This window comes from Pseudomonas sp. P8_241 (assembly GCF_034008315.1).
Classification (GTDB): Bacteria; Pseudomonadota; Gammaproteobacteria; order Pseudomonadales; family Pseudomonadaceae; genus Aquipseudomonas.
On sequence record NZ_CP125377.1, the window covers coordinates 1,272,402 to 1,293,357 of the forward strand.

A 20,956-nucleotide genomic window follows, 5' to 3' on the forward strand; every position below is an offset into this window, starting at 1 on the left:
TCAGTTGACCGAGATCGCGCAGTCAAAGATTTCTACCGGCAACACTTCCGGCGCCCACGGCTGTTGGGAGGTCAGGCGCAAGCGCCCGGTACCGGGAGTAAATGCCTGGAAGCGCCAGGTCGATACACCGGCAGCGCCCACGACGCCGGCATCTTCCGGGTTTCGGTAAACCTCTGGCCCCAATGCGCGGATCACACCACCGGCTGAATCCTGGATGGCCCAGCGGTAACCCGTAGTGGGATTGCTCGGCAGGGTCAGGATCAGGTTTTGCCCGTTGCTGAGCTGCACCGGGCATTCGCTTTGTTTTTCCACCGTCACGTTGTGTGCAGGTTGCGTGGCGCATCCGGCCAGCAAGGCGAGGGTGAGGAGGATCGACAGGCGAGTGGGGGACATAAGGTCAGTGGCTCCGGCGTTCACGACGAACGGCGAGCATAACCGAGTTGAGACAAATTGTGACAGCCAGGGAAGTCGGCGTTGTCAGTGCCGACGCCATCGCTGGCAAGCCAGGCTCCTACAGGGTTTTGCGGTGGACACATAATCTGTGAGTCCCCCCAATCGCTGTAGGAGCAAGCTTGCTCGCGATGGCGGTAATGCAGGCACTACAGAAGCATCAGAAAAGTACCTTCGCCACATCCGCAAACCGCTTGGCAAAGTGCACGGTAATACCTTCCTTCAGATACTCCGGCAGCTCTTCGAAGCTCCCGCGGTTGGCCTCGGGCAAGATCAGTTCGAAAATCTTCTGTCGCCGCGCCGCAATGACCTTCTCGCGCACGCCGCCAATCGGCAGCACATGCCCGGTCAACGTCAGCTCACCGGTCATGGCCACGCCTTTTTTCGGCGGCTGGTTACGCGCCAGCGAGAGCAGGGCGCTGGCCATGGTCACGCCGGCGCTAGGGCCGTCTTTGGGCGTCGCACCTTCCGGTACATGCAAGTGCACGAAGGCTTCGTCGAAGAATTTCGGATCACCGCCATACGACTTCAAGTGTGAACTGATGTAGCTGTAGGCGATTTCAGCGGACTCTTTCATCACATCGCCCAACTGCCCGGTGAGTTTGAATCCGCGGTTGAGGGTGTGGATGCGCGTGGCTTCAATCGGTAGCGTCGCGCCACCCATGCTGGTCCAGGCCAGCCCGGTGATCACACCCACACCCGACAACACCTGCTCGTTACGAAACACCGGTTTGCCGAGCGACGTTTCGAGGTCTTTCGGGCCGAGCCTGATCACGGCCTTCGGATTGTCCAGCAGCTTCATCACCGCTTTACGCACCAGTTTTCCGAGGTTTTTTTCCAGCTGACGCACGCCGGCCTCACGGGCATAACCGTCGACCAATGCCTTCAAGGCGTTGTCGCTGATGCTCAGGCTGCCCTTGGACACACCCGCTTTCTCCAGCTGCTTGGGCCACAGGTGACGCTTGGCGATGGCGACTTTTTCTTCGGTGATGTAACCGGACAGGCGAATCACTTCCATGCGGTCGAGCAACGGGCTTGGGATCGAATCGAGGGTGTTGGCGGTGCACACGAACAGCACTTTCGACAGGTCCATCCGCAGGTCCAGATAGTGATCGAGGAATTCGACGTTCTGCTCCGGATCGAGGGTTTCCAGCAGGGCCGAGGCCGGGTCGCCCTGGTAGCTTTGACCCATCTTGTCGATCTCGTCGAGCATGATCACCGGGTTCATCACTTCGACGTCTTTCAGCGCTTGCACCAGTTTGCCTGGCTGCGCGCCGATGTAGGTGCGGCGATGGCCCTTGATCTCGGCTTCGTCGCGCATGCCGCCGAGGCTGAAGCGATAGAACGGCCGGCCCAGGGATTCGGCAATGGATTTGCCGACGCTGGTCTTGCCCACGCCCGGCGGGCCGACCAGCAGCACGATGGAGCCGCTGATTTCGCCTTTATAGGCACCAACGGCCAGAAATTCGAGGATGCGGTCCTTGATGTCCTCGAGGCCGGCGTGGTGTTTGTCCAGCACCTTGCGCGCGTGCTTGAGGTCGAGTTTGTCCTCGCCGTACACGCCCCACGGCACCGAGGTCGCCCAGTCGATGTAATTGCGGGTCACCGCATATTCCGGCGAACCGGTCTCGAGGATCGACAACTTGTTCATTTCTTCTTCGAGGCGTTTCTGCACCTGCGCCGGCAGGACTTTGCCCACCAGCCGCTGTTCGAACTGTTCGAGGTCGGCGCTGCGGTCGTCCTTGGTCAGGCCCAGCTCCTGCTGGATGACCTTGAGTTGTTCCTTGAGGAAGAACTCGCGCTGATGTTCACCGATCTTGCGGTTAACTTCGGCGGAAATCTCCTTTTGCAGGCGCGCGACCTCGACTTCCTTGCGCAGCATCGGCAGGACTTTTTCCATGCGCTTGAGCATCGGCACGCAGTCGAGCACTTCCTGCAGTTCACTGCCGGTGGCCGAGGTCAGGGCAGCGGCGAAATCGGTCAGCGGCGATGGATCGTTGGGGCTGAAGCGGTTGAGGTAGTTCTTCAGCTCTTCGCTGTACAGCGGGTTGAGTGGCAGCAGTTCCTTGATCGCATTGATCAGCGCCATGCCGTAGGCCTTGACCTCGTCGGTCGGCTCGGTGGGCTGGTGCGGGTATTCGACTTCCACCAGGTAAGGCGGGCGATGGTGCTTGAGCCAGGTCTTGAGGCGTACGCGGGTCAGACCCTGGGCGACGAATTGAAGTTTGCCATTTTCGCGGCTGGCGTGGTGCACCTTGACCAGCGTGCCGTAGAGCGGCAGGGCCGAGGTGTCGAAGTGGCGCGGATCTTCCTGGGGCGTGTCCATGTAGAACAGGGCCAGGGAATGGTGTTCGGACTTGGCTACCAGATCCAGAGTCTCTGCCCACGGTTCTTCATTGACGATGACCGGCAGCACCTGGGCCGGAAAGAACGGGCGGTTGTGGATCGGGATGATGTAGACCTTGTCCGGCAGGTTCTGGCCAGGCAGGGCGAGGCCTTTGCCGGTGGCGTGGTGTTCGGCGTTTTCGGGGTCAGCGTACTCGCTCGGGTCTTCGGGGAATTCTTGCTGGTCGCTCATGGGGGCACCTGCGCAATGGGTATGGGTCTTAGATGGGGCAGGTTGGCGGTGGTTTCAACGGTCAATTTGCGCGAGCGGGTGTTTTGGCTGTGTGTTCAGCGCAGCGACAGGTTGGCTGGATACTGTGACGATGAGTTCATCTGTAGGAGCCGGCTTGCTGGCGAAGGTGTGTCAGCGGCGGTGATGTCGCCTGGCACGCCATCGCCAGCAAGCCGGCTCCTACAGTGTTTTTCACACGATCACAAAAAAGGCGACGCCTGTGAGGGCGTCGCCTTTTTATTGCCGCTAAAACTTACTCGGACAGTTTGTACGCAATCACATAGTCACCCTGCTTGGTGCCCAGCGAACCGTGGCCGCCGGCAACAACCAGCACGTATTGCTTGCCGTCCTTGCCGGTGTAGGTCATTGGCGTGGTTTGCGCACCGGCCGGCAGGCGACCTTCCCACAATTGCTTGCCGTTTTTTACGTCGTAGGCGCGCAGGTACTGGTCGAGGGTGCCGCTGAGGAACCCAACGCCACCGGCGGTGGTGAAGGTGCCGCCCAGGCTTGGCACGCCCATGCTAAGGGCAATCGGAACCGGCGAGCTGTCGCGCACGGTGCCGTTCTTGTGCTTCCAGAGGATCTGGTGGGTGGTCAGGTCGACCGCGGCCACGTAACCCCACGCTGGCGCCTGGCAAGGCAGGCCCATCGGCGACAGCAATGCTTCGAGAACCACGCCGTATGGCGCGCCTTTGTTCGGCTGCACGCCTTCGGTTTCGCTTTTGCGCGGGCCTTGGGCCGCGATTTCGGCGGCCGGGATCATTTTCGATTTGAACGCCATGTAGCTCGGGTTCACGAACGCGATCTGGCGCACCGGGTCAACCGAGATACCGCCCCAGTCGAACACGCCGAAGTTGCCGGGATAGACGATCGAACCCTGCAGCGATGGCGGCGTGAACGGGCCGTCGTAGCGCATGGATTTGAAGTCGATCCGGCAGATCAGCTGGTCGAACGGTGTAACACCCCACATGTCGCGCTCTTGCAGCGGCGGCGGCATCAGGTTCAGGTCGGATTTCGGTTGGGTTGGCGAGGTGTGGTCGCCGTCCACCGCGCCTTGCGGCACCGGCACTTCATTGATCGGCACGATGGCCTGACCAGTGCTGCGATCCAGCACGTAGATGCTGCCTTGCTTGGTCGACGCCAGTACTGCTTGCTTGACGCCGTCAGCGGTTTTCAGGTCCATCAGGGTTGGCTGGCCACCGACGTCCATGTCCCACAGGTCATGGTGAGTGAACTGGAAGTGCCAGCGCACTTGGCCGGTGGCGATGTCCAGGGCGGTCAGGCCCGCAGCGTGCAGTTCCGATTCAGGGGTGCGATCACCACCGAATTGGTCCGGGGTCTGGTTGCCCATCGGCAGGTAAAGCATGCCGAGTTTTTCATCGACGGCGAACATGGACCACATGTTCGGCGAGTTGCGGGTGTAGATCTCACCTTCGGCAATCGGCGTGGTGTCGTCCGGGTTGCCGCTGTCCCAGTTCCACACCAGTTTGCCGGTGTGAACGTCGAACGCGCGAATCACGCCGCTAGGCTCGTCGGTGGAGACGTTATCGGTGACGTGGCCGCCGATTACCACCAGGTCCTTGGTGACTGCAGGTGGCGAGGTAGAGTAGTACCCGCCGGCCGTGAAGCCGCCGATGTTGGCGCGCAGGTCGACCTGACCCTTGTCACCGAACTCCTCGCACATCTTGCCGGTGTCGGCGTTGAGGGCGATCAGACGAGTGTCGGCGGTCGGCAGGAAGATCTTGCGTGGGCAAGCGCTTGCCGGGGCCGGGCTGGCGGAACCGGTCGGGCTCTGCTCGGAGGCATACACCGCGTCATCGTGATAGGTCACGCCACGGCAGGTCATGTGCGCCCAACCCTTGAAGTTCGCCGCGTTCTGCGTGGAGAGCTTCGGATCGAAACGCCAGATTTCTTTGCCGGTATCCGGATCCAGTGCAATCACCTGGCTGTGCGGCGTGCACACGTAGAGCATGCCGTTGACTTTCAGCGGGGTGTTTTCGGCGGTGGTTTCGCCCGGGTCGTTCGGCCCTGGCAGGTCGCCGGTACGATAAGACCAGGCTTCGACCAGTTTATGGGCGTTCTGCGGCGTGATCTGCGCCAGCGGCGAGTAACGGTCGCCGTGGGCGCTGCGGCCGTAGGAGTTCCAGTCGCCGTCCGGCATGGCCGGAGCGGTGTTGGTCATGCCCGGCACGCTGTCGCGGTCCAGTTGGCCTTTGATTTCACCCGGGTTGGTGAACTGGCTGGCCAGTGCCGTCGCGCCCGCGAGCACCACGGCGACGCTCAGCGCGCCCGTGCCCATCGGTGCCGCGCCGTTGACCAGCAGTGGACGGCGCAACCACGGCAGCAACATGACGATGCCCAGTCCGAACAGCAGCGACAGACGCGGCACCAGTTGCCACCAGTCGAGGCCGACTTCCCACAGTGCCCACACGGTGCTGGCGAACAGCACCAGTGCATACAGGCCCAACGCCGCGCGGCGAGCGGCGATCAGCAGCACGCCGCTCAGCGCCAGGCCGATACCGACCAGCAGGTAATACAGCGAGCCGCCGAGCATGCTCAGCTTGATTCCCCCGGCCAGCATGGCCAGGCCCATCAGCAAAAGCAGAATGCCGAGCAACGTCGGCAATAGACGGCTTCGACTCAAGGCACCATCAGTGCTCATAGTGTGATTCTCCGTGATGTTTCAAAGAGTCCCGCGCAAGTTCACTGTAGATGACGATCTTGCTGGGACATGGTTCAGATAAAACCGATTGGGTTGACGCAATCCCTTGTAGGAGCTGGCTTGCCAGCGATGGCGGTGTGTCAGCGGGCATGTGTGTCGACTGATACACCGCCATCGCCGGCAAGCCGGCTCCTACAGGGTTTTTGGTGTTTTTTAGAACGATGACTGGATCTTGATCCCGCCGATCAGCGCGTCATCTACCTCTTTCACGCCACCGGGATGACGGATGTATTGCAGGTTCGGGCGCACGGTCAGCCAGTGGGTGACGTGCACGCCGTAATAGAGTTCGGCGCTGTATTCGGTGTCCTGTGGCGGCAGGTAGGACGGATCATCGTAGTCGTAGACGGCGCGGGCCTGATTGGTCGCCTCGGCATTCTTGCGGTAAGCCGGGTTGACGTGGACGCGGGCCATGGCGAAACCGATGTCGTCCTTGACGCGGGCATTGAACAAGCCTTTGTAGACGACGCCGGCCTGGACGTAGTTGTCGATGGCATTGGTCTTCTTATCGTGCATCGTGCCGTTGGCGAACACGCTCAGGCCGCGTGAATGGTCGCTGGCGAGGCTGGTGACTTGTTGCTGAATGCCGAGCCACACGCCGTGCTTGCTCGATGCGCTGCGGTAGGCCTCGCCACTCAGGGCGGCGGGCTGGCCGTTGCTGTCCTTGTAGACGTCGGTGGCGTCGGCGTTGCTGTAGTAGTAACCGGCGCGGTATTCGCCCGGCAGACCGTTGAGCTTCGGCGTCCACACCAGCTCCACCGGCAGAACCGCGCCTTGGGTGCCGCTGCCACTGAGCTTGAATCCGTTGTCGCGATCAAGGTTTGACGGGTTCTGTTCATACACCCCGACTTGCGTGTACAGCTCGGGTGTCAGGTGATATTTGACGCGCATCGCCCATTGGCTCACCGGCCAGTTGTACCAAATGCCGCCCGCCCAGTTGCCGACCTGGGAACCGCAGAACGCCAGGTTCTGGAAGTCGCAAGGGAAGGTGTTGAAGTCCTCGCCTTCACCGAAACGGCCGACCTTGATGTCGAGTGTCTGATCAAAAAATTTCTGCTGATACCACATCTGCGTCAAACGCCAGGTCTGGCCACGCCCCCAGACTTCCTGGGCGGACGTGAAGCCGCCGACGCGCGGATCGTTGATGCGATCGTTGCTGATGTTGTTGCCACTGCGTTCGGTGAGCGTCAGCTGAAATTCGGCATCGTTCCAGCCGAGGATTTTCTGCAAGTCCAGATGCGTCCCAAGGGCAAACTGGTCGCTGTAGCGCGCCGTCCGATCGTTGTCGTAACCGCCATGCAGGTTGCTGCCCATTTCGCCTGTGTATTCGACCTTGAAGTCGTAGCCTTTCTCCGCGAGTTCTGTACGAGTGCCGTTCCAGTCGCCGAGCATCCACGGTGAATCGCTGTCGAACGCCGGTGCCGCTTGGGCGCAGGCGGCAACGCCTAGCGCGGTGAATCCACTGAGCAGATTCAGGGCATTTCGATGGGCAGCAGAAGTTAAGACAGCGCTGTCTCGCAAGCTTTTTACGTAAGGCATAAGGAAGAAATTCTTGATCTTTTTCTGGAAGTGATCGGGAAGTGCAGTCGATGGATGAAGCGTTTCAGCTAAGGCGGGCGCAAGGATAATGTTCTGTTACAAATAGAGAAAGGGCTTTTGCTGACATGCAGCTTTTCGGATTCGGTAACAGTGACAAAGGATCGCAGCCTTCGGCAGCTCCTACAGGGAATGCATTCCAATGCAGGCTGCGATCTTTTCCGTTTCACCTACATTTAACGTAAGGTGCGCGGCTTCCAATTCCCTCACTGCTCGAAGGCCCGGCATGACCGAACACAACATTGATCCGCTGCATGGCGTGACGCTGGAACAGATCCTCAATGCGCTGGTTGAACATTACGAATGGTCGGGGCTGGCCGAGCGTATCGATATCCGCTGCTTCAAGAGTGACCCGAGCATCAAGTCGAGCCTGACGTTCCTGCGTAAAACGCCATGGGCGCGGGAGAAGGTCGAGCGTCTGTACGTGAAGCTGATGCGCACCAAGCGTCCGCTCTGAACATGGTCAATCCGTCTGTGCGGCGTCGGTTTGTGGCGGTGGCGACCGTGCTTGGCTGGGCCGGATTGAGTATCCAGATGTATTTGATCTTCCACTCGCGCTGGACGCTGGAAGCGAGTCTGATCGGTGGGCTGGTCAGTTTCTTCAGCTTCTTCACTGTACTGAGCAACACCCTGGTGGCGACGGTGTTGACCTGTGAAATCACCTCTCGAGACTCGGCGGCGCGGCGCTGGTTTTTACAGCCCGGGGTCAGCAGTGCGATCGCCGTGAGCATCGCCGTGGTCGCCATCGCGTACAACCTGTTGCTGCGCCATTTGTGGCATCCCGAAGGGTGGCAATGGCTCGCCGATGAGTTGCTGCATGACGTGATGCCGCTGCTGTTTCTGGGGTATTGGTGGTGCTGCGTGCCCAAGGGCACTTTGCGCTTGGGACACATCCCGATATGGCTGATTTATCCGCTGGTGTACTTTGCCTATACGTTGTTGCGCGGACATGTGTTGGCGGTTTATCCCTATCCGTTCATCGATGTGGACAAGTTGGGTTATCCACAGGTGTTTTTGAATGCCGGTGGGTTGCTGGTGGGGTTTGTGGTGATTGGGTTGGTGGTGATCGGGCTGGATCGCTGGCGCGCCCGCTCTCTGTAGGAGCGAGCAGGCTCGCGATGGACGTCAACAATTACGCTTCGAGCCTGACGCCCCGCGGCGTTCTCAGGTTTTTCGCGAGCATGCTCGCTCCTACAGGTTGCTACTCCACGTCGCTGCTATCGAGCTTCCAGTATCCAGCCGCCTTGACGAACTGGTCGTCCAGCCCATGCTCATCCAGCAAGACCCGACGAATCTGCCGCGAAACCTTGCTCTCGGTCGCCACCCAGGCGTACAGGCTGCCAGCCGGCACCTGCATCTGGCGCACAGTGGTCAGCAAATGCTCTTGGCCACCTTCGCGTAGCACCCAGATCACATTGACCTGGGCAGCGCTGTGCAGCACTTGCTGCTCCTTGCCGTTCTCCACTTCGATGATCACCAGTGCACGCCGATTGGCCGCCAGGCCTTCGAGGCGCCGGGCGATGGCAGGCAGGGCGGTTTCGTCGCCGATCAGCAAATAACTGTCGAAGATGTCCGGCACGATCATCGAACCCCGTGGCCCGCCGATGTGCAGGAACTGCCCGGGTTGCGCCTGTTCCGCCCAGGTCGACGCAGGGCCGTCGCCATGCAGGACGAAGTCGATGTCCAGCTCCAGCGTGTCCAGGTCATAGCGACGTGGGGTGTAGTCGCGCATTTCAGGCATCGGACCGTTGGACTTGCCGGCACCGAGCACCATGGTGTCCAGTGCCGCCGTTTGCTCGGCGTTCTGCGGGAACAGCAGTTTGACGTGATCATCGGTGCCCAGGCTGACGAATCCCGCAAGCTCTGGTCCGCCCAGGGTGATGCGACGCATGCGCGGCGTCAGGTCAACCACTCGCAGCACTTCCAGGCGACGGCGTTTGATTTCGTGCATGACGCGGTGAATGGTTTGGGTCACTTCAGTCATTCAGCTTGCTCCTGAACGGGTTGAACGGCGGGGCCGTCGACAATGGCTTTGGCCGTGTTGTTGAGCAGGTCGCGCACCCGCAGGATTTCTTCCGGGCTCCAGCGTCCGTGATGTAGCTGTAATGCGTGGCGCAGGTTGTGCACCGCCTCATGAATTTCCGGCGGTCGATCATGCCCGCGCAACGAACGTTTGCTCACCTCGATGCGCATGCGCACGCCATCCAGCGCAACGGCTTGCTCCTGCAAGGAAAGACGTCCGGCGTCGGTGATTGTGTAGCGTTTTTTTCCGCCTTCGGCGTCGCCCTGGATCAACTCGCTTTCTTCGAGGAACGTCAAGGTCGGGTAAATCACACCGGGGCTTGGGCTGTAGGCGCCGTCGAACAGGCCTTCGATCTGGCGGATCAGGTCGTAGCCGTGGCAAGGCTGTTCGGCGATCAGTGCAAGCAGCAGCAGTTTCAAATCACCAGGGGCAAATACCCGCGGGCCGCGGCCACCGCGTTCGCGGCCGGGGCGTTTCTCGAAGCCGTCGCGGCCGTCGCCGTGTTCGCGGTGGGGGGAATGATGGTCTCTCATTTCGTCTTCTCTCGTCGTGTTTAGATACAACTTAAGATATATCTTATCGAGAGGGCAAGGGCTTCTGACCAACGGTGGGTGTCAAGCAGGTCAACGCGATGAGGGCTGAGCCCTGAAATCTACGAAAGCGAACAATTTTTAATTAGAGTAAAAAACCAGAAATTAGTGTTAACTCTCTAATTGCGAGTTTTGCACTATTGTTTGTTGGGTGTGTGGTATTGGTCTTACAGAAGTTGCTGTGGCATTGTGTTTTAGATGCGTAGTTTGTTATTGAGTTTGTAGTCTCTCTCTTACAGCTAAACAGTGACGTTTCCATTATTTCAGAATTCTTCCTGCCGAGTAGATCGTTCTTGGGCTACGTGGTTGTCGGAACTTGCCTGCTTACTTTCAAGAAGGAACGCCGGATCATTGCCGGCATTGAAAGTTCAACGTTGTCATCACGTGCTCGTGACACTTGATGCCAATCTTGAACCTTCAATGAATCGATCCTTTTAAAAAGACAGGTACTTAAATGATGTTCAAGAAAATCGCTTTCACCGCGCCTCTGGCAATCCTGGCACTGGGTTCTTCCATGGCCTTCGGTGCCGATGAATCCCGCCAAACCATCAACATTATCGCCAAAGTACCAACGACCTCTTTCTACGTGAGACCGAGCCCAGGGTTGACCGACCAGATTCAGGACATGAGCCCTCAGTCGGAAGATGGCGCGTTGAAAGATATCAACGGTCACTTCGATATGCGTGCTACAGGGGCCAAGATTGCTGGAAAGCTGATCAGCTCGCCAGTGCTTTACGCCATGAATAGCAACAAGCAAGTTCTGTTGAAGGTCACGGTAAACAATAAAGAAATGACGTTGACTTCGGAGGAAATTGTCAATGAGGCGGATTCGAACGATAATTTTCGTGCCTTGCTGAATATCACAACTAACACCGCTGGGCCGGTGGCGTCAGGTGATTACAGTGGTGATGTAAAAATGCTCTTTGAGCCAGTAATTACTTCACTCTAATTTTCCCATGTGATTCGTCGGGGCAATCCGCATTGGGTTGCCCCGATGGTGTTCACCTAGTTCGAAACCAGAGTACGTTTTCATGTTCCCGATGACACCCATCGCGGCCGCGCTTGCGCTGTTGTTTTGTGCCAGTGCACTCGCGGCACCCGATTCCGCTGCAACGACACCGCGGAGTCTGTTGGCCCAGGCCAAGGGATTGCCGGCCGATTTCGAGGAGCACTTTTTTGATGTGCCTTTGGCGGTACGTGTGGAACTCGATCAACAACCCTTGGGCGAAGCCATGGTGGTGTTGTCCCGAGATGACCGCATTACGCTGCTTGAATTTACCGATACCAGCGAAAACCGCTACGGCGCCCTCGAGCGTGAAAAGTGGGCGGGGTATCTCAAACAAGGTGTACCGCTGGGCAGTTGTGCAGGCTCATGCCCGGATCAGATGCTGGCGGTGCACTACAACCTGGAAAATTCGCTGGTTTCGATCCTCAGCGAAAACGCCGAGCGCGATCTGCAAGCCAAGCGTTTCCATGACCAGCCCTTGGGCGGCAGTACGGGTCTGATGCTGCGCAACCAGCTCAATCTCAACGGCGGTCAGGATCAAGACCTTGGCGGACGTTTTGGCCTTGAAGCCAGCGCCAGCCTGGGTAACTGGAGCCAGGCGCTCAACTTCCAAGTGGCGCGCCTCGGTGGCCCGGACGACAAGCTTTACCACGCGGTCCAGGAGCTTTACACCCAGCGTGAACTGCAAGGCAGTTTCCTGCGCCTGGGCTATTTCACGCCCAGTTCCGAAGGGCTGACCCGGCAACCCCGCTCGTTTGGATCAAGCCCTGACACGGCGGTCGGTCTGATGTATGGCAGCTCCGACAGTCTGGCGATCAACAGTCCGATGCCGAGTGTTTATCCGATCTACGTGACGGCCAATCGTCAGGGTTCGGTTGAAATTTTCCGTGACGGTCTGTTGATCAATACCCAATCGGTACCCGCGGGATTGCAGACCCTCGACACCCGGCCATTACCCGGCGGTATTTACGAAGTCGAAGTGCGCTTGATAGAAGACGGGCAGATCACCTCCACCACCCAGGAGTTGGTCTACAAACCCAACAACTGGCGCAACCTCGACGAGCGCTGGCGCTACAACCTGTTTGCCGGGCAGGAAAGCAAACTGCTCAGTAACTGGGACCAGCAGGAAAGTGGCAGTGCCACGGTCGGGGGCTCGGTCAATTACCTGATGCACCCGCGAGTGATACTCGGGCTGTCGGCACGGCAAGTTCGCGACAAGCTGCAATACGGCAGTTCCATCGACTGGACCCTCGCCGATCGGCTGAGTCTGTACGCCAACGTTTACCAGACACAGGACCGCGGAACGGGACTGGATCTGCAAAGCCTCTACAACTATGACTCGGGCAGCCTGGTCATCAGCCACAACCGCAGTTGGCTGGACACCACCCATTCCTACGACACCCTGCCTGACGGCACTCGGGTGAAGCAGCGCAACGTGTTTGTCGGCGAGACAAGCAATTCGTCCCTTGCGCTCAATCATCGACTCAGCAGCAAGAGTTCGATCAACGCCAGGGTGTCCCACAGCGAGGGCAACACCGAAGGCGTCGGCGTGGATCTGGGCTGGAGCCAGCGCACGGTGCTGTTTGGCAGCGACGCCAACTGGCGGTTGTCGCTGTTCGATCGTCCGGGCAGTTACAGCAGTGGCGATGAGCGCAATCGCGGAGTCGATTTGAGCATCAACCTGGCGCTCGGCGGGCCAGGTCAGCAGATCACTGGCAGCATCGGTTCCCGCACTGCCATTGAGGGTGGCCGCGACAACAATGCTTCGCTGGGCTGGCGCAAGGATCTAAAGGACCACGTGCTGCAAAGCGTTTCGGTGACCGCCCTGAGCGATACCTACGGATTGGGGATGTCCGGCCTCGGCACTTTCGGCACTGATGCGATCAATGGCGACGGTTTTATCCAGCGCTCCTCCTACAACGGCAACTTCACGGGAGGCTTGAACGTGGACAGTACGCTGGCGATTGGTGCACAAAAAATGGTGCTCACCAGCCAAGGCAACATGCGGGGCGCCGGGCTGATCGTCGACGTGGAGTCGGATGTCGAAGACGTTGTGCTGCGCGCCGACGATTTCAGTGGTGGCAGCGCAATTCTCAAGCCGGGACGCAATTTCATTCCGATCACGGCCTATCAGAACAGCTCCGTGGGCTTCGATTTTGAAGGCAACCATGCGCCGTCGGCCACCATCGCACCAGCGCGTACGCGCTATCACCTGAACAAGGGCGGCGTGGAGTACCGCAAGGTCACCGTGATGAAGACCCTGACCGTGCTCGGCCGGCTCATCGACAGTCAAGGAAATCCGCTCAAGGGTCATCACGTCATCAACCACGCCAGCCGTGGGGTGACGGAGGTCGACGGGTTCTTCTCCATGGAAATGAACGCCGGTGCACCGACGCTGGAAGTCCGTCAGGGCGATCAGTTGCTGTGCCAATTCCGCCTCGACGCGGACCGTCATCGCCGGGAAAACAATGTGTTGATGATCGGGGACCTGCGCTGCACGCCGGACACCCTGGCCGATGTAACTTCCACCGATCAGAAGGCGGGTTGAAATGATAAAAGAAATGGCCGTTTGGCTGGGGGTCACACTGGCGCTGTCAGCCTCTTCGGCACTGGCGGCGAACCAGCAGATTTTCGCGAAGTTTGCGCAAGATCCGTCTCGCCCCAACAAAAACGAATTTGTTAACACGACGCCCATCAGCGGTTATTGCGCGACTTACCCGGACCAATGCGCCCAATACAATATGTTCAGTATTCGGGTGCCAATGGGGTTTAAATCCAATCGCGAAATACGCCCCGGTGACAACGTTTCGATCAAGGTGCCGGCCAGCTGGCACAAGGCGACCGTCTACAGCAAGACTTCAGGACAAGCCGAAACAGTGGAAATACGGATCGTCGGTGTCGGCTCCGAGTATGTAGTCAGTAGTCCGGTCGACCAACTGACAGGCGCGCCGACCGTACGCGACGGGCATAACTGGCTATGGAGTACCAGTAGTTGGGCATTCGCACCGCCCCCCTGCCAAATCAGCGGTGTCGGGGCTTACAGCCCAACGAGGTACCGCTTTTTCTGGAAAACACCCATAGAGGCGGCGTGTACCAAGACTGCCCAGTACAACATACCGTCGTTGTCCTTCGAGACGCTCGATTTTGCCTATGAACTGCGTACCCCCAATCCCCTGGCCATGATCAATGGGCAATACACAGGCTCGCTGGCTTATACCGTCGGGTTTCTCGGTGACTTCGACTTCGGGCCGTTGATGATTGCTGATGACCGCAATCTCACCTTCGATTTCGTACTGGACGTGCAGCACACCCTCAAAGTTGATCTGCCACCGGGTGGCGACAAGGTAGCGTTGGAGCCAGAGGGCGGTTGGCAGCAATGGATCGACGGTGGGCGCAAGCCCTCCAGGATCTATCGTGAGCAAGTGTTCTACGTCTCGACCACGTCGCGCTTCAGCATCTGGATGGACTGTGACGGAGTGCGCGGGACATCCCTCTGCAAGCTGCGCAGCCCCAAAGGCAATGTCGCTAACGTGCAGGTGTTCTTGGACTTGCCTGACGGCATCGTCAATCGGAATGCATCGCCGGTGCGAAACGAACGCCTCTATTCCGGGAGGTGGACAGCGGGAGGGCCCTACCAGACTTCGCGGTACATCGATCGAAAACCCGGGACGCTGCGATTTGAGCTGTATGAGCCCGACATCGATACGTTACTGCTTCCCGGATTCACTGACACCTTCAGCGGCAACGTCACCCTCATGTGGGATTCAGATGCTTGAGAATCGGTGGCTGACCATTATTTTTTTATCGAGGTTGAAGACGATGAACCGTGTGTTTTTGCTGTGGGCACTCAGTATGTTTTGTGCAGGGGCCAATGCCGGTCCGCAAATTAACGTAGGCGCGGTGTACGACTATCTGGATGGCGATAAGAGCACGTACCTGAAACGGGTATTCAACGGCGGCGACAGCACTGCCTTCGTCAAGGTCAACGTGCTGGAAATCCTTTACGACGCTGATGGGAAACCCCGGGAAATTCCCGTGGAAACCTCGGCCGATGGCGCTTCACGCAATGGCGTCATGGCCAGCCCGGCGCGGTTGATCGTGCCAGTCAATGGGGTACAGGCCACGCGCCTGCTGTTCATGGGCGAGCGGGATCGCGAGCGATATTTTCGGGTGCGCTTTGTTCCGGTGATCCCGGAAAAGGAAGATGCCTTTGTGGTCTCCAACGAAGAGCGTGAAGACTACAAGGAGTCCCTTTCGGCCGGCGTCAATGTCATGACCGGTTTCGGCACGATCTTTTTTGTGCGGCCGACGGGGGCCCGTTTCGACACGGCCATTACTGAAGCCGATCACCGCTATGAGTTGCGCAACAACGGCAATACGGTGGTCGTTGTCGATGAATTCAAAAACTGTTCTTTGGCCAACGAAACGGACTGCGCACCGACGACCAAACACCATGTCATGGCGGGCCGGACATTTGGTTTCGATAAGGAAAAGGGACGTGAGTATGGCTTCACCCTGGTCGAGGGCGACAATAAGAAAAACCTGAAAATCGTCAGCCGATAACCCGGCTCTCCATTGCTGTTGTGGGTAAACGAACATGATCAAAAACGCAGTCATCATTGCGCTGGTGACAATCACTTCGCTGCCAGGCTCGTTGGCCTGGGGGGCTCGGGAAACACTTGTATTCGACGTGTCGCTGACCATTCCGAACCGTGCGTTTTACATCATGCCGGCGGAACCGGGCTGGATTCATCTGCCACAGACAATGATCTGGAACCACTTCAATGGGGGCTTCAATACGCTGACCCGATATTTCGTCGTGCGGCATGACAGCAGTGCGATTGAAGCGCGACTTGAAACGCCGCCCTATTTGTCCAACGGTTTTGCGAATCAGGACATACCGCTGCGGGTGACATTCAATGGCGTACTGGTCAGCACAGACATGACGCCGCGTGAAGTGGTATCGGCCCCTGAAGCGGCTGTAGGGAAACGGGTGGCGTTGCAGGTTGATGCGCTAAGACCGGAAAATGGTTTCCGGGGAGGAGAATACACGGGCAACGTCGTGTTGCTGTTCAACGCCAAGGTGCCGGAGGTCTGATGCGTGGATCTATGAAAAACACCCCGATGACATCAATCATCGGGGTGTCAGCGGGGGTTACTGTCCGGCTCTGCTCAGGGCTTCACGGGTCAGACTTCTCAACATGTTTTTTTCCTGGTAACCCAGGTCCACGAGAAGGCTTTCAAACGTTGTCTCGCTCATCGCGTCTTCGGTAAACACCAGTGTTTGCGCAATGGCCAAATCGTTTGCGAGCACCTTGAGCCGGTCGTTCAGCTCGGCGCGTTGGGTCTGCGTGAGTTCGGACGAATCGGCCCATTCAAGTTGCGTGGTTCGCAGGGTTTCAAGCTGCTCATACTGGCTCTGGTATAGACGCTTGTTGGTTTCGATGCGGATCGGGAATTTCTCCTTCAGGTATTGTTCCCAAAAGTCCTGCTCAAGCATTTTGTTCACCAGACCATCGCCTTCCTCCAGCGCCAGCACCGTATCGCAGGCTTGATCGATCATCGCGTCGGTCACGCCAGATACGGGGCGATACAGCATGCGCTCCGACTGCCAGGGCAAGCCGAGGCGCTGTGCCAATCCGGTCTGATAAGCCAGATAGACTTCGACATCGTCAGGATTGCCCTGGCGACCGGCAATGTCGGCGCGCGCGATGTCGTTCACGTGCTCCAGGCGTGCGGCGCCTTTGGCCAGGGTTACCAGTTTCTGCTCTCGTTGCGCAGCATCGGTGGAGTACGAACTCGCCTCTGAGGCCAGCACTTTTATCCCCATGTTGTTGAACAACTGTGCGCCCGCATCGGCACAGTCCACCGGCGCGATCGCCATAGTGAACAGTTCCTGTCGCAGCGGGGTATCGATCTGCACGGCATCGAGCATGCGCCAGATGCGTTGCAACAATTGGTCTCTGGCGTCACCGCCCGCACGGTAATCGGCCGAGTTTTTTGTCTCGAGCAACACGGTCATGAACCGCTCGGCCTGGGGTTCGTCAATCAGGTCCGACCAGAGGTTGGCCCGGTCTACGCCCCAGCCCGGTACATCGTTCCAGTGTGTGGTGCTGTAATTTGATGTGATCGTTGCCTCCATCGGGTTGTCGGCGGGCACGATCGGTTCAGGCGGCAGTGCGACCGACTGGCGGACTTGTTGATAGAGCACCTGATTGATATCCGACAGGTTGCTGACATCCAGGCGTGTACGGGCCACGACCCAGGCGTGTGCCGAGCCGGGCACCACGTCGGGGATCTGCTCCAGGGGATTTCCCCGAAGGTCCAGCAAGAAGCCGCGCGGCCGGCTTTTTTTGAGGGTGCCCTTGGGCCAGGAAGCGAGCCCGGTGTTTCTCACACCCACTACTTTCAGCCTCGGCATGTGTCCGATGTCCACAAGTCTGCCCAGTGGGTTCTCATCGAGCCTGAGGACTTCCAGTCGCGTCTGCTGTTTCAGCTTTTCTACATCATCGGCGTCCAGCACGATTTTGTTGTCACTCAATCGCAGTCGTTGGAGCCGGGGCAGATTGCCGATCTGATTCGGCAGTCGAGTCAGTTCGCAGCCTTTGGCGCTGAGCTCGTGCAGATTGGGAAAATCTTTCAAAAGGCCGGTCATTTGGAAGGAAAACAGAGTGTTGTCTAGCTTCAGTACAGTGACCTTGTCGAGAAACTTCTTCAGATCCGGGCGTTTTTTCCACCAGAGTTCCAGGTCAATCGAAAGCAGCTCTCGGGACAGGTCCAGTGAGTAGCTGTCCGGGTCGGCACGGTTGCCGAGTTCGGTGTTTTTGCGTGTGAAGCAATCCATGAGGCGTTCGCTGATATGAAGGCCACCGGCGTCCTGAAAGGACCGGCTACCAGGCCCCCAGCTATCCGGTTGTTGGTACTCCCAGCGATTGAGTATGACGCGCAACTCATCAAGGTCATCTTCATGCTGCTCAATGATCTTCAGCGGTTCACCTTTTGCGCTCAGGGCATCGGCGAATGCATCGACCTCGTGTTCACTGAAGTGCGGGTGGAGGTCCTGAATCCGCTCGTGCAGCGTTTGCCCATCTCTGCTGAGGCCGGCACCGCGCACCAGCAACATCGTTTCACGTTCGCCAATCGGGCGAAGGGGAGGACGGGCGAGGACGGTCCGGCGCTCGCTTGGCGGCGCGGTTTTGGCGATGATCCATTCCTTGAACATTTCGGCATCACCGGGTTTGTAGCCCAGTGCGCGACGTTGGTCGGTATTCAAGGCGTGCAGCACTGACTCGAAGAGATTGTCGGCCCCATGCAGGCGCTGGTTCGAGGCGCCCCACACGGTGTACTGAGCCGATTCGTCGCGCACCAGGATCCTGAGCAGGCTTGAGTCCTCGGACCCCGCGCTGCAACGCAGTACGCCATCGACCGTGTCCTCACGGATCTCGATGCGCAGATCAGCAAAGGTGTCGGTATGGATTCGCAAGGCGCCCAGCACCAGGCGTTCGGTGTCGATGTTGGTCAATGCATCGTGGTACAGCCCTTGGGCGGCCCGAACCGATTGTGTTTCGAACTGAAGTTCCCGTGCCTGGGTTTTCAGGCGCATCGACAGGTGATGTTGCTCTGCGATTCGCTGGCGCTCCGATACGGAGGCGCCGGCCAGGATCTTTTCCGCAATGTTGCCTGGCAATTCGGGGAAGTCCAGGAACAACAAAGCCGTCTCGGGTTTTAGCTCGGCAGCGGCGTGTTCGGCCGTCAAGTCGAGGCGTTGCAGAGTATCGACCAGCAGCGGTGGCGGTGGCGCATTGTCCACATGAACCCTGCGCAGTTCGGCTTCGTCGGTGCCGCTGATCTGTCGAACCTGTTCCAGTTGCACGTCATTGAAAGCGTCGGTGGTATGGCCCAGACGCCGCATCAGCGTCGGGCCTTGCCACAGGCGCGGGTTTTCGGTTTCTGCAACCCAGGCGCCATGACCGTTGTGTTTCAGTCTCGGCGCATAGGCATCGGGCCGTTGTGGATGTTTGATGCGATGCTGCCCGGTGACAGGATCGTTATCCACTACGAAATGCTGGTCATCCAGGCGCACGATGCGTTGTCCCTGGTGCTGGTAGATGCCCGATGCATCGGGTTTGGCGTCAGTGGGCAGGGCAGTTTGCAAACGTTGATACGGTGCCAGATCGGGGTTCCATAATCGCCTCTGGCCACCGGGGATATGCACCGGCTGCAACCCCTCGAAGAACGGGGAGAGTTTCGCCTGCACGACTTTGCCTAGCGCGGCACCCCCAGCAAATGCCCCTAGCTGAACAACGCTCTGCAATACATTGATGGTTTGCTCAGCGGCGTCTGCCCAACGTCCCTCGGCCAGATCGACGATCCCTTCGACAACGTCACTGGTCAATTGATAAGCGGTGTAGGCCAACATCAATTCGCCCAGTCCAGGTAGTAAAGGCGTTGCCACCAGCAACGCGGCGTTGAGAATGTCCGAGAGTATTTTTTCCAGGTTGTCCCACCAGGCCCACCGGGCCATGCGGTCGGCATACTCGGTGGGAATGGCGATTTCCCGGGCATCGTTGAAAATCTTGTTGAGTTTTTGCTGGTAAAGATATGGCCAGAGGTTGCCGGTGAAGCGTGTCTGACGGTCCTCTTCAATTTTCGAAAGAGCAAATTGCAGGCCCGGTTTATTCACAGGCGTTTCGCGCCAACTCGGCAAACCGGATCCAGATGGGACGGGCTGCCATTTCACCGTGCTCAATCGGTCGTTCAACCCGGCGAAAAAATGCCCGCGTTGCTGATGGGCGACGAACTGACTGAAAAACTGTTGATAACTTTCGGACGCCTTGCCTGAGGTATCGCGCAACTGTCGTGTCAGTTCGGCCATGAACTCAAGGGATGACGGGTATTCCTTGAGGGGATGTTCCGGGTCGTTTGGCACATACACGATGACAGGTACGGGTTTGCCGCTGGTCTGCAGTTCGGCGGTGATCACGACAATGCCAGTCAGTGCCGCATCCATCATCCACAGGGTGTGATAACCGACGGGTTTGCCGTTCCATTGCAGATCTTTACTGTCGTACAGCATGCCGAGGACGACATCGTAGGCTTGCGCGCTGATGTCCTTTTTAGCCAATGCCATTTGTGCTGCAACCGCCAGTGCGCTCTTCTGGCTGCGGATGACTTTGAATTGCAGGGCACTTTGCGCCACGCCGTCTTTTGGCTTCAGGCAATCGTTCAGATGCTTCTGGTATTGGGCGCCAATATCCAGCTCCCTGCACAGCGCGATGAACTGAGTGATGGTGATTTTTTGCCTGAGCGGTTCAACCCGAAAATGACCCCGGGCGTCGGGTCGACTGATGAATTCCGAGTCGACGGTATAGGTTTCGCTGTTGGCAAAGTTATGCAGTGCGGCATCCAGCAGGGATTTTTTGAGGCTTTTGACACCACCCTTGACGTCGTGAACCCACCAGGGCGTTTTAGCGGGCGCGTAAAGGCACAGCCAGGTCTCGTTGACATCGACGTCGACGCCATACCGTTGCACCAGAGCCTGGCGCAACAGCGGCTCGGCGAAGGTCTGGAGATCTTGCAAACCACTGAGCATCCGATCTACCGCGTTCTGCTCGGTCCAGTGGTTTTCGTTCAGTTTTTTCAGAATTTGGTGCTGTGTATCCGACACGTCCTTTTGCCAGGAAAATGTGTCCAGGCGAGCGCTTTTCAAATCGACGATGCGTCGGGGAGTTGCTTGGGCCAGCCAGGTTGGGAGCGCGTTTTTGACGTGTTCGTAATGAATACTTTTATCGGCAGGGGAAACCAGGTCCGGCTTCACAAGCGTCAGGGGAGAATTGGGCATTGCATGATCGTCCATTGATCAAAAGTGGAGCGATCAGACTAGGTAAGCAGACTCCCCAAAAAAAGCGCAAATACAGGTTCGGAAAACGGCTGAATCCGCTCCGAACCTTTCAAA

14 protein-coding genes are annotated in these 20,956 nt (G+C 58.3%); 7 read left to right on the top strand and 7 right to left on the bottom strand.

What is annotated here, in order from left to right:
• From QMK58_RS05685 to QMK58_RS05700, 4 genes are all read right to left on the bottom strand, one after another.
• Positions 1 to 393, bottom strand: a complete 393-nt coding sequence (locus tag QMK58_RS05685; protein WP_053162247.1) for a protease inhibitor I42 family protein — start codon at positions 391 to 393, stop codon at positions 1 to 3.
• 217 nt (positions 394 to 610) lie between these two features.
• Entirely contained in the window at positions 611 to 3,028 is a 2,418-nt protein-coding gene (lon, locus tag QMK58_RS05690) for an endopeptidase La (RefSeq protein WP_053162245.1), read from the bottom strand.
• A gap of 292 nt (positions 3,029 to 3,320) precedes the next feature.
• Positions 3,321 to 5,729 carry a glucose/quinate/shikimate family membrane-bound PQQ-dependent dehydrogenase gene (locus QMK58_RS05695; protein ID WP_320395982.1) on the bottom strand — a complete coding sequence of 803 codons (2,409 nt, stop codon included), beginning with the start codon at positions 5,727 to 5,729 and terminating at the stop codon, positions 3,321 to 3,323.
• A gap of 213 nt (positions 5,730 to 5,942) precedes the next feature.
• A complete protein-coding gene (locus tag QMK58_RS05700; protein ID WP_053162240.1) occupies positions 5,943 to 7,325 on the bottom strand; it encodes a carbohydrate porin in 1,383 nt (460 codons plus the stop codon).
• A 283-nt stretch (positions 7,326 to 7,608) separates the two neighbouring features.
• Between QMK58_RS05700 and QMK58_RS05705 the strand changes: the two genes are divergently transcribed.
• Complete coding sequence (locus tag QMK58_RS05705; RefSeq protein WP_007975135.1) at positions 7,609 to 7,839, top strand: VF530 family DNA-binding protein; 231 nt, start codon at positions 7,609 to 7,611, stop codon at positions 7,837 to 7,839.
• 2 nt (positions 7,840 to 7,841) lie between these two features.
• Positions 7,842 to 8,483, top strand: a complete 642-nt coding sequence (locus tag QMK58_RS05710) for a Pr6Pr family membrane protein (protein ID WP_053162238.1) — start codon at positions 7,842 to 7,844, stop codon at positions 8,481 to 8,483.
• Between the two features lie 100 nt (positions 8,484 to 8,583).
• On the opposite strand, the gene QMK58_RS05715 is transcribed toward QMK58_RS05710, so the two are convergent.
• Positions 8,584 to 9,366, bottom strand: a complete 783-nt coding sequence (locus QMK58_RS05715; RefSeq protein WP_053162235.1) for a siderophore-interacting protein — start codon at positions 9,364 to 9,366, stop codon at positions 8,584 to 8,586.
• Entirely contained in the window at positions 9,363 to 9,938 is a 576-nt protein-coding gene (locus tag QMK58_RS05720) for a PadR family transcriptional regulator (protein WP_053162233.1), read from the bottom strand. Before QMK58_RS05720 ends, QMK58_RS05715 begins: the two co-directional genes overlap by 4 nt.
• Before the next feature lie 511 nt (positions 9,939 to 10,449).
• On the opposite strand from QMK58_RS05720, the gene QMK58_RS05725 reads away from it, so the two are divergent.
• The 5 genes from QMK58_RS05725 (at position 10,450) to QMK58_RS05745 (ending at position 16,099) form a co-directional block, all read left to right on the top strand.
• Positions 10,450 to 10,944 carry a CS1 type fimbrial major subunit gene (locus QMK58_RS05725; protein WP_053162231.1) on the top strand — a complete coding sequence of 165 codons (495 nt, stop codon included), beginning with the start codon at positions 10,450 to 10,452 and terminating at the stop codon, positions 10,942 to 10,944.
• An 82-nt stretch (positions 10,945 to 11,026) separates the two neighbouring features.
• The gene (locus QMK58_RS05730) at positions 11,027 to 13,549 is read left to right on the top strand and encodes a CS1-pili formation C-terminal domain-containing protein (protein ID WP_053162229.1); all 2,523 of its coding nucleotides are present in this window, start codon (positions 11,027 to 11,029) and stop codon (positions 13,547 to 13,549) included.
• Position 13,550: 1 nt separating this feature from the next.
• Complete coding sequence (locus QMK58_RS05735) at positions 13,551 to 14,777, top strand: hypothetical protein (protein WP_256220740.1); 1,227 nt, start codon at positions 13,551 to 13,553, stop codon at positions 14,775 to 14,777.
• A gap of 43 nt (positions 14,778 to 14,820) precedes the next feature.
• Complete coding sequence (locus tag QMK58_RS05740) at positions 14,821 to 15,564, top strand: pilus assembly protein (protein ID WP_053162228.1); 744 nt, start codon at positions 14,821 to 14,823, stop codon at positions 15,562 to 15,564.
• Between the two features lie 34 nt (positions 15,565 to 15,598).
• Positions 15,599 to 16,099, top strand: coding sequence for a CS1 type fimbrial major subunit (locus tag QMK58_RS05745; RefSeq protein ID WP_053162226.1), 501 nt, complete (start codon positions 15,599 to 15,601; stop codon positions 16,097 to 16,099).
• Between the two features lie 57 nt (positions 16,100 to 16,156).
• Here QMK58_RS05745 and QMK58_RS05750 read toward each other — a convergent pair whose 3' ends face one another.
• Positions 16,157 to 20,842: an NEL-type E3 ubiquitin ligase domain-containing protein gene (locus QMK58_RS05750; protein ID WP_320395983.1), complete on the bottom strand. Its 4,686-nt coding sequence runs from the start codon at positions 20,840 to 20,842 to the stop codon at positions 16,157 to 16,159.
• Positions 20,843 to 20,956 lie beyond the last annotated feature (114 nt).

Excerpts from the sequence above, each read along its gene's own strand:
- QMK58_RS05715 (WP_053162235.1), bottom strand. The coding sequence starts at position 9,366 with ATGACTGAAGTGACCCAAACCATTCACCGCGTCATGCACGAAATCAAA.
- QMK58_RS05740 (WP_053162228.1), top strand. The coding sequence starts at position 14,821 with ATGAACCGTGTGTTTTTGCTGTGGGCACTCAGTATGTTTTGTGCAGGG.
- QMK58_RS05695 (WP_320395982.1), bottom strand. The coding sequence starts at position 5,729 with ATGAGCACTGATGGTGCCTTGAGTCGAAGCCGTCTATTGCCGACGTTG.
- QMK58_RS05735 (WP_256220740.1), top strand. The coding sequence starts at position 13,551 with ATGATAAAAGAAATGGCCGTTTGGCTGGGGGTCACACTGGCGCTGTCA.
- QMK58_RS05730 (WP_053162229.1), top strand. The coding sequence starts at position 11,027 with ATGTTCCCGATGACACCCATCGCGGCCGCGCTTGCGCTGTTGTTTTGT.
- lon (WP_053162245.1), bottom strand. The coding sequence starts at position 3,028 with ATGAGCGACCAGCAAGAATTCCCCGAAGACCCGAGCGAGTACGCTGAC.
- QMK58_RS05725 (WP_053162231.1), top strand. The coding sequence starts at position 10,450 with ATGATGTTCAAGAAAATCGCTTTCACCGCGCCTCTGGCAATCCTGGCA.
- QMK58_RS05750 (WP_320395983.1), bottom strand. The coding sequence starts at position 20,842 with ATGCCCAATTCTCCCCTGACGCTTGTGAAGCCGGACCTGGTTTCCCCT.
- QMK58_RS05720 (WP_053162233.1), bottom strand. The coding sequence starts at position 9,938 with ATGAGAGACCATCATTCCCCCCACCGCGAACACGGCGACGGCCGCGAC.
- QMK58_RS05700 (WP_053162240.1), bottom strand. The coding sequence starts at position 7,325 with ATGCCTTACGTAAAAAGCTTGCGAGACAGCGCTGTCTTAACTTCTGCT.
- QMK58_RS05705 (WP_007975135.1), top strand. The coding sequence starts at position 7,609 with ATGACCGAACACAACATTGATCCGCTGCATGGCGTGACGCTGGAACAG.
- QMK58_RS05710 (WP_053162238.1), top strand. The coding sequence starts at position 7,842 with ATGGTCAATCCGTCTGTGCGGCGTCGGTTTGTGGCGGTGGCGACCGTG.
- QMK58_RS05745 (WP_053162226.1), top strand. The coding sequence starts at position 15,599 with ATGATCAAAAACGCAGTCATCATTGCGCTGGTGACAATCACTTCGCTG.
- QMK58_RS05685 (WP_053162247.1), bottom strand. The coding sequence starts at position 393 with ATGTCCCCCACTCGCCTGTCGATCCTCCTCACCCTCGCCTTGCTGGCC.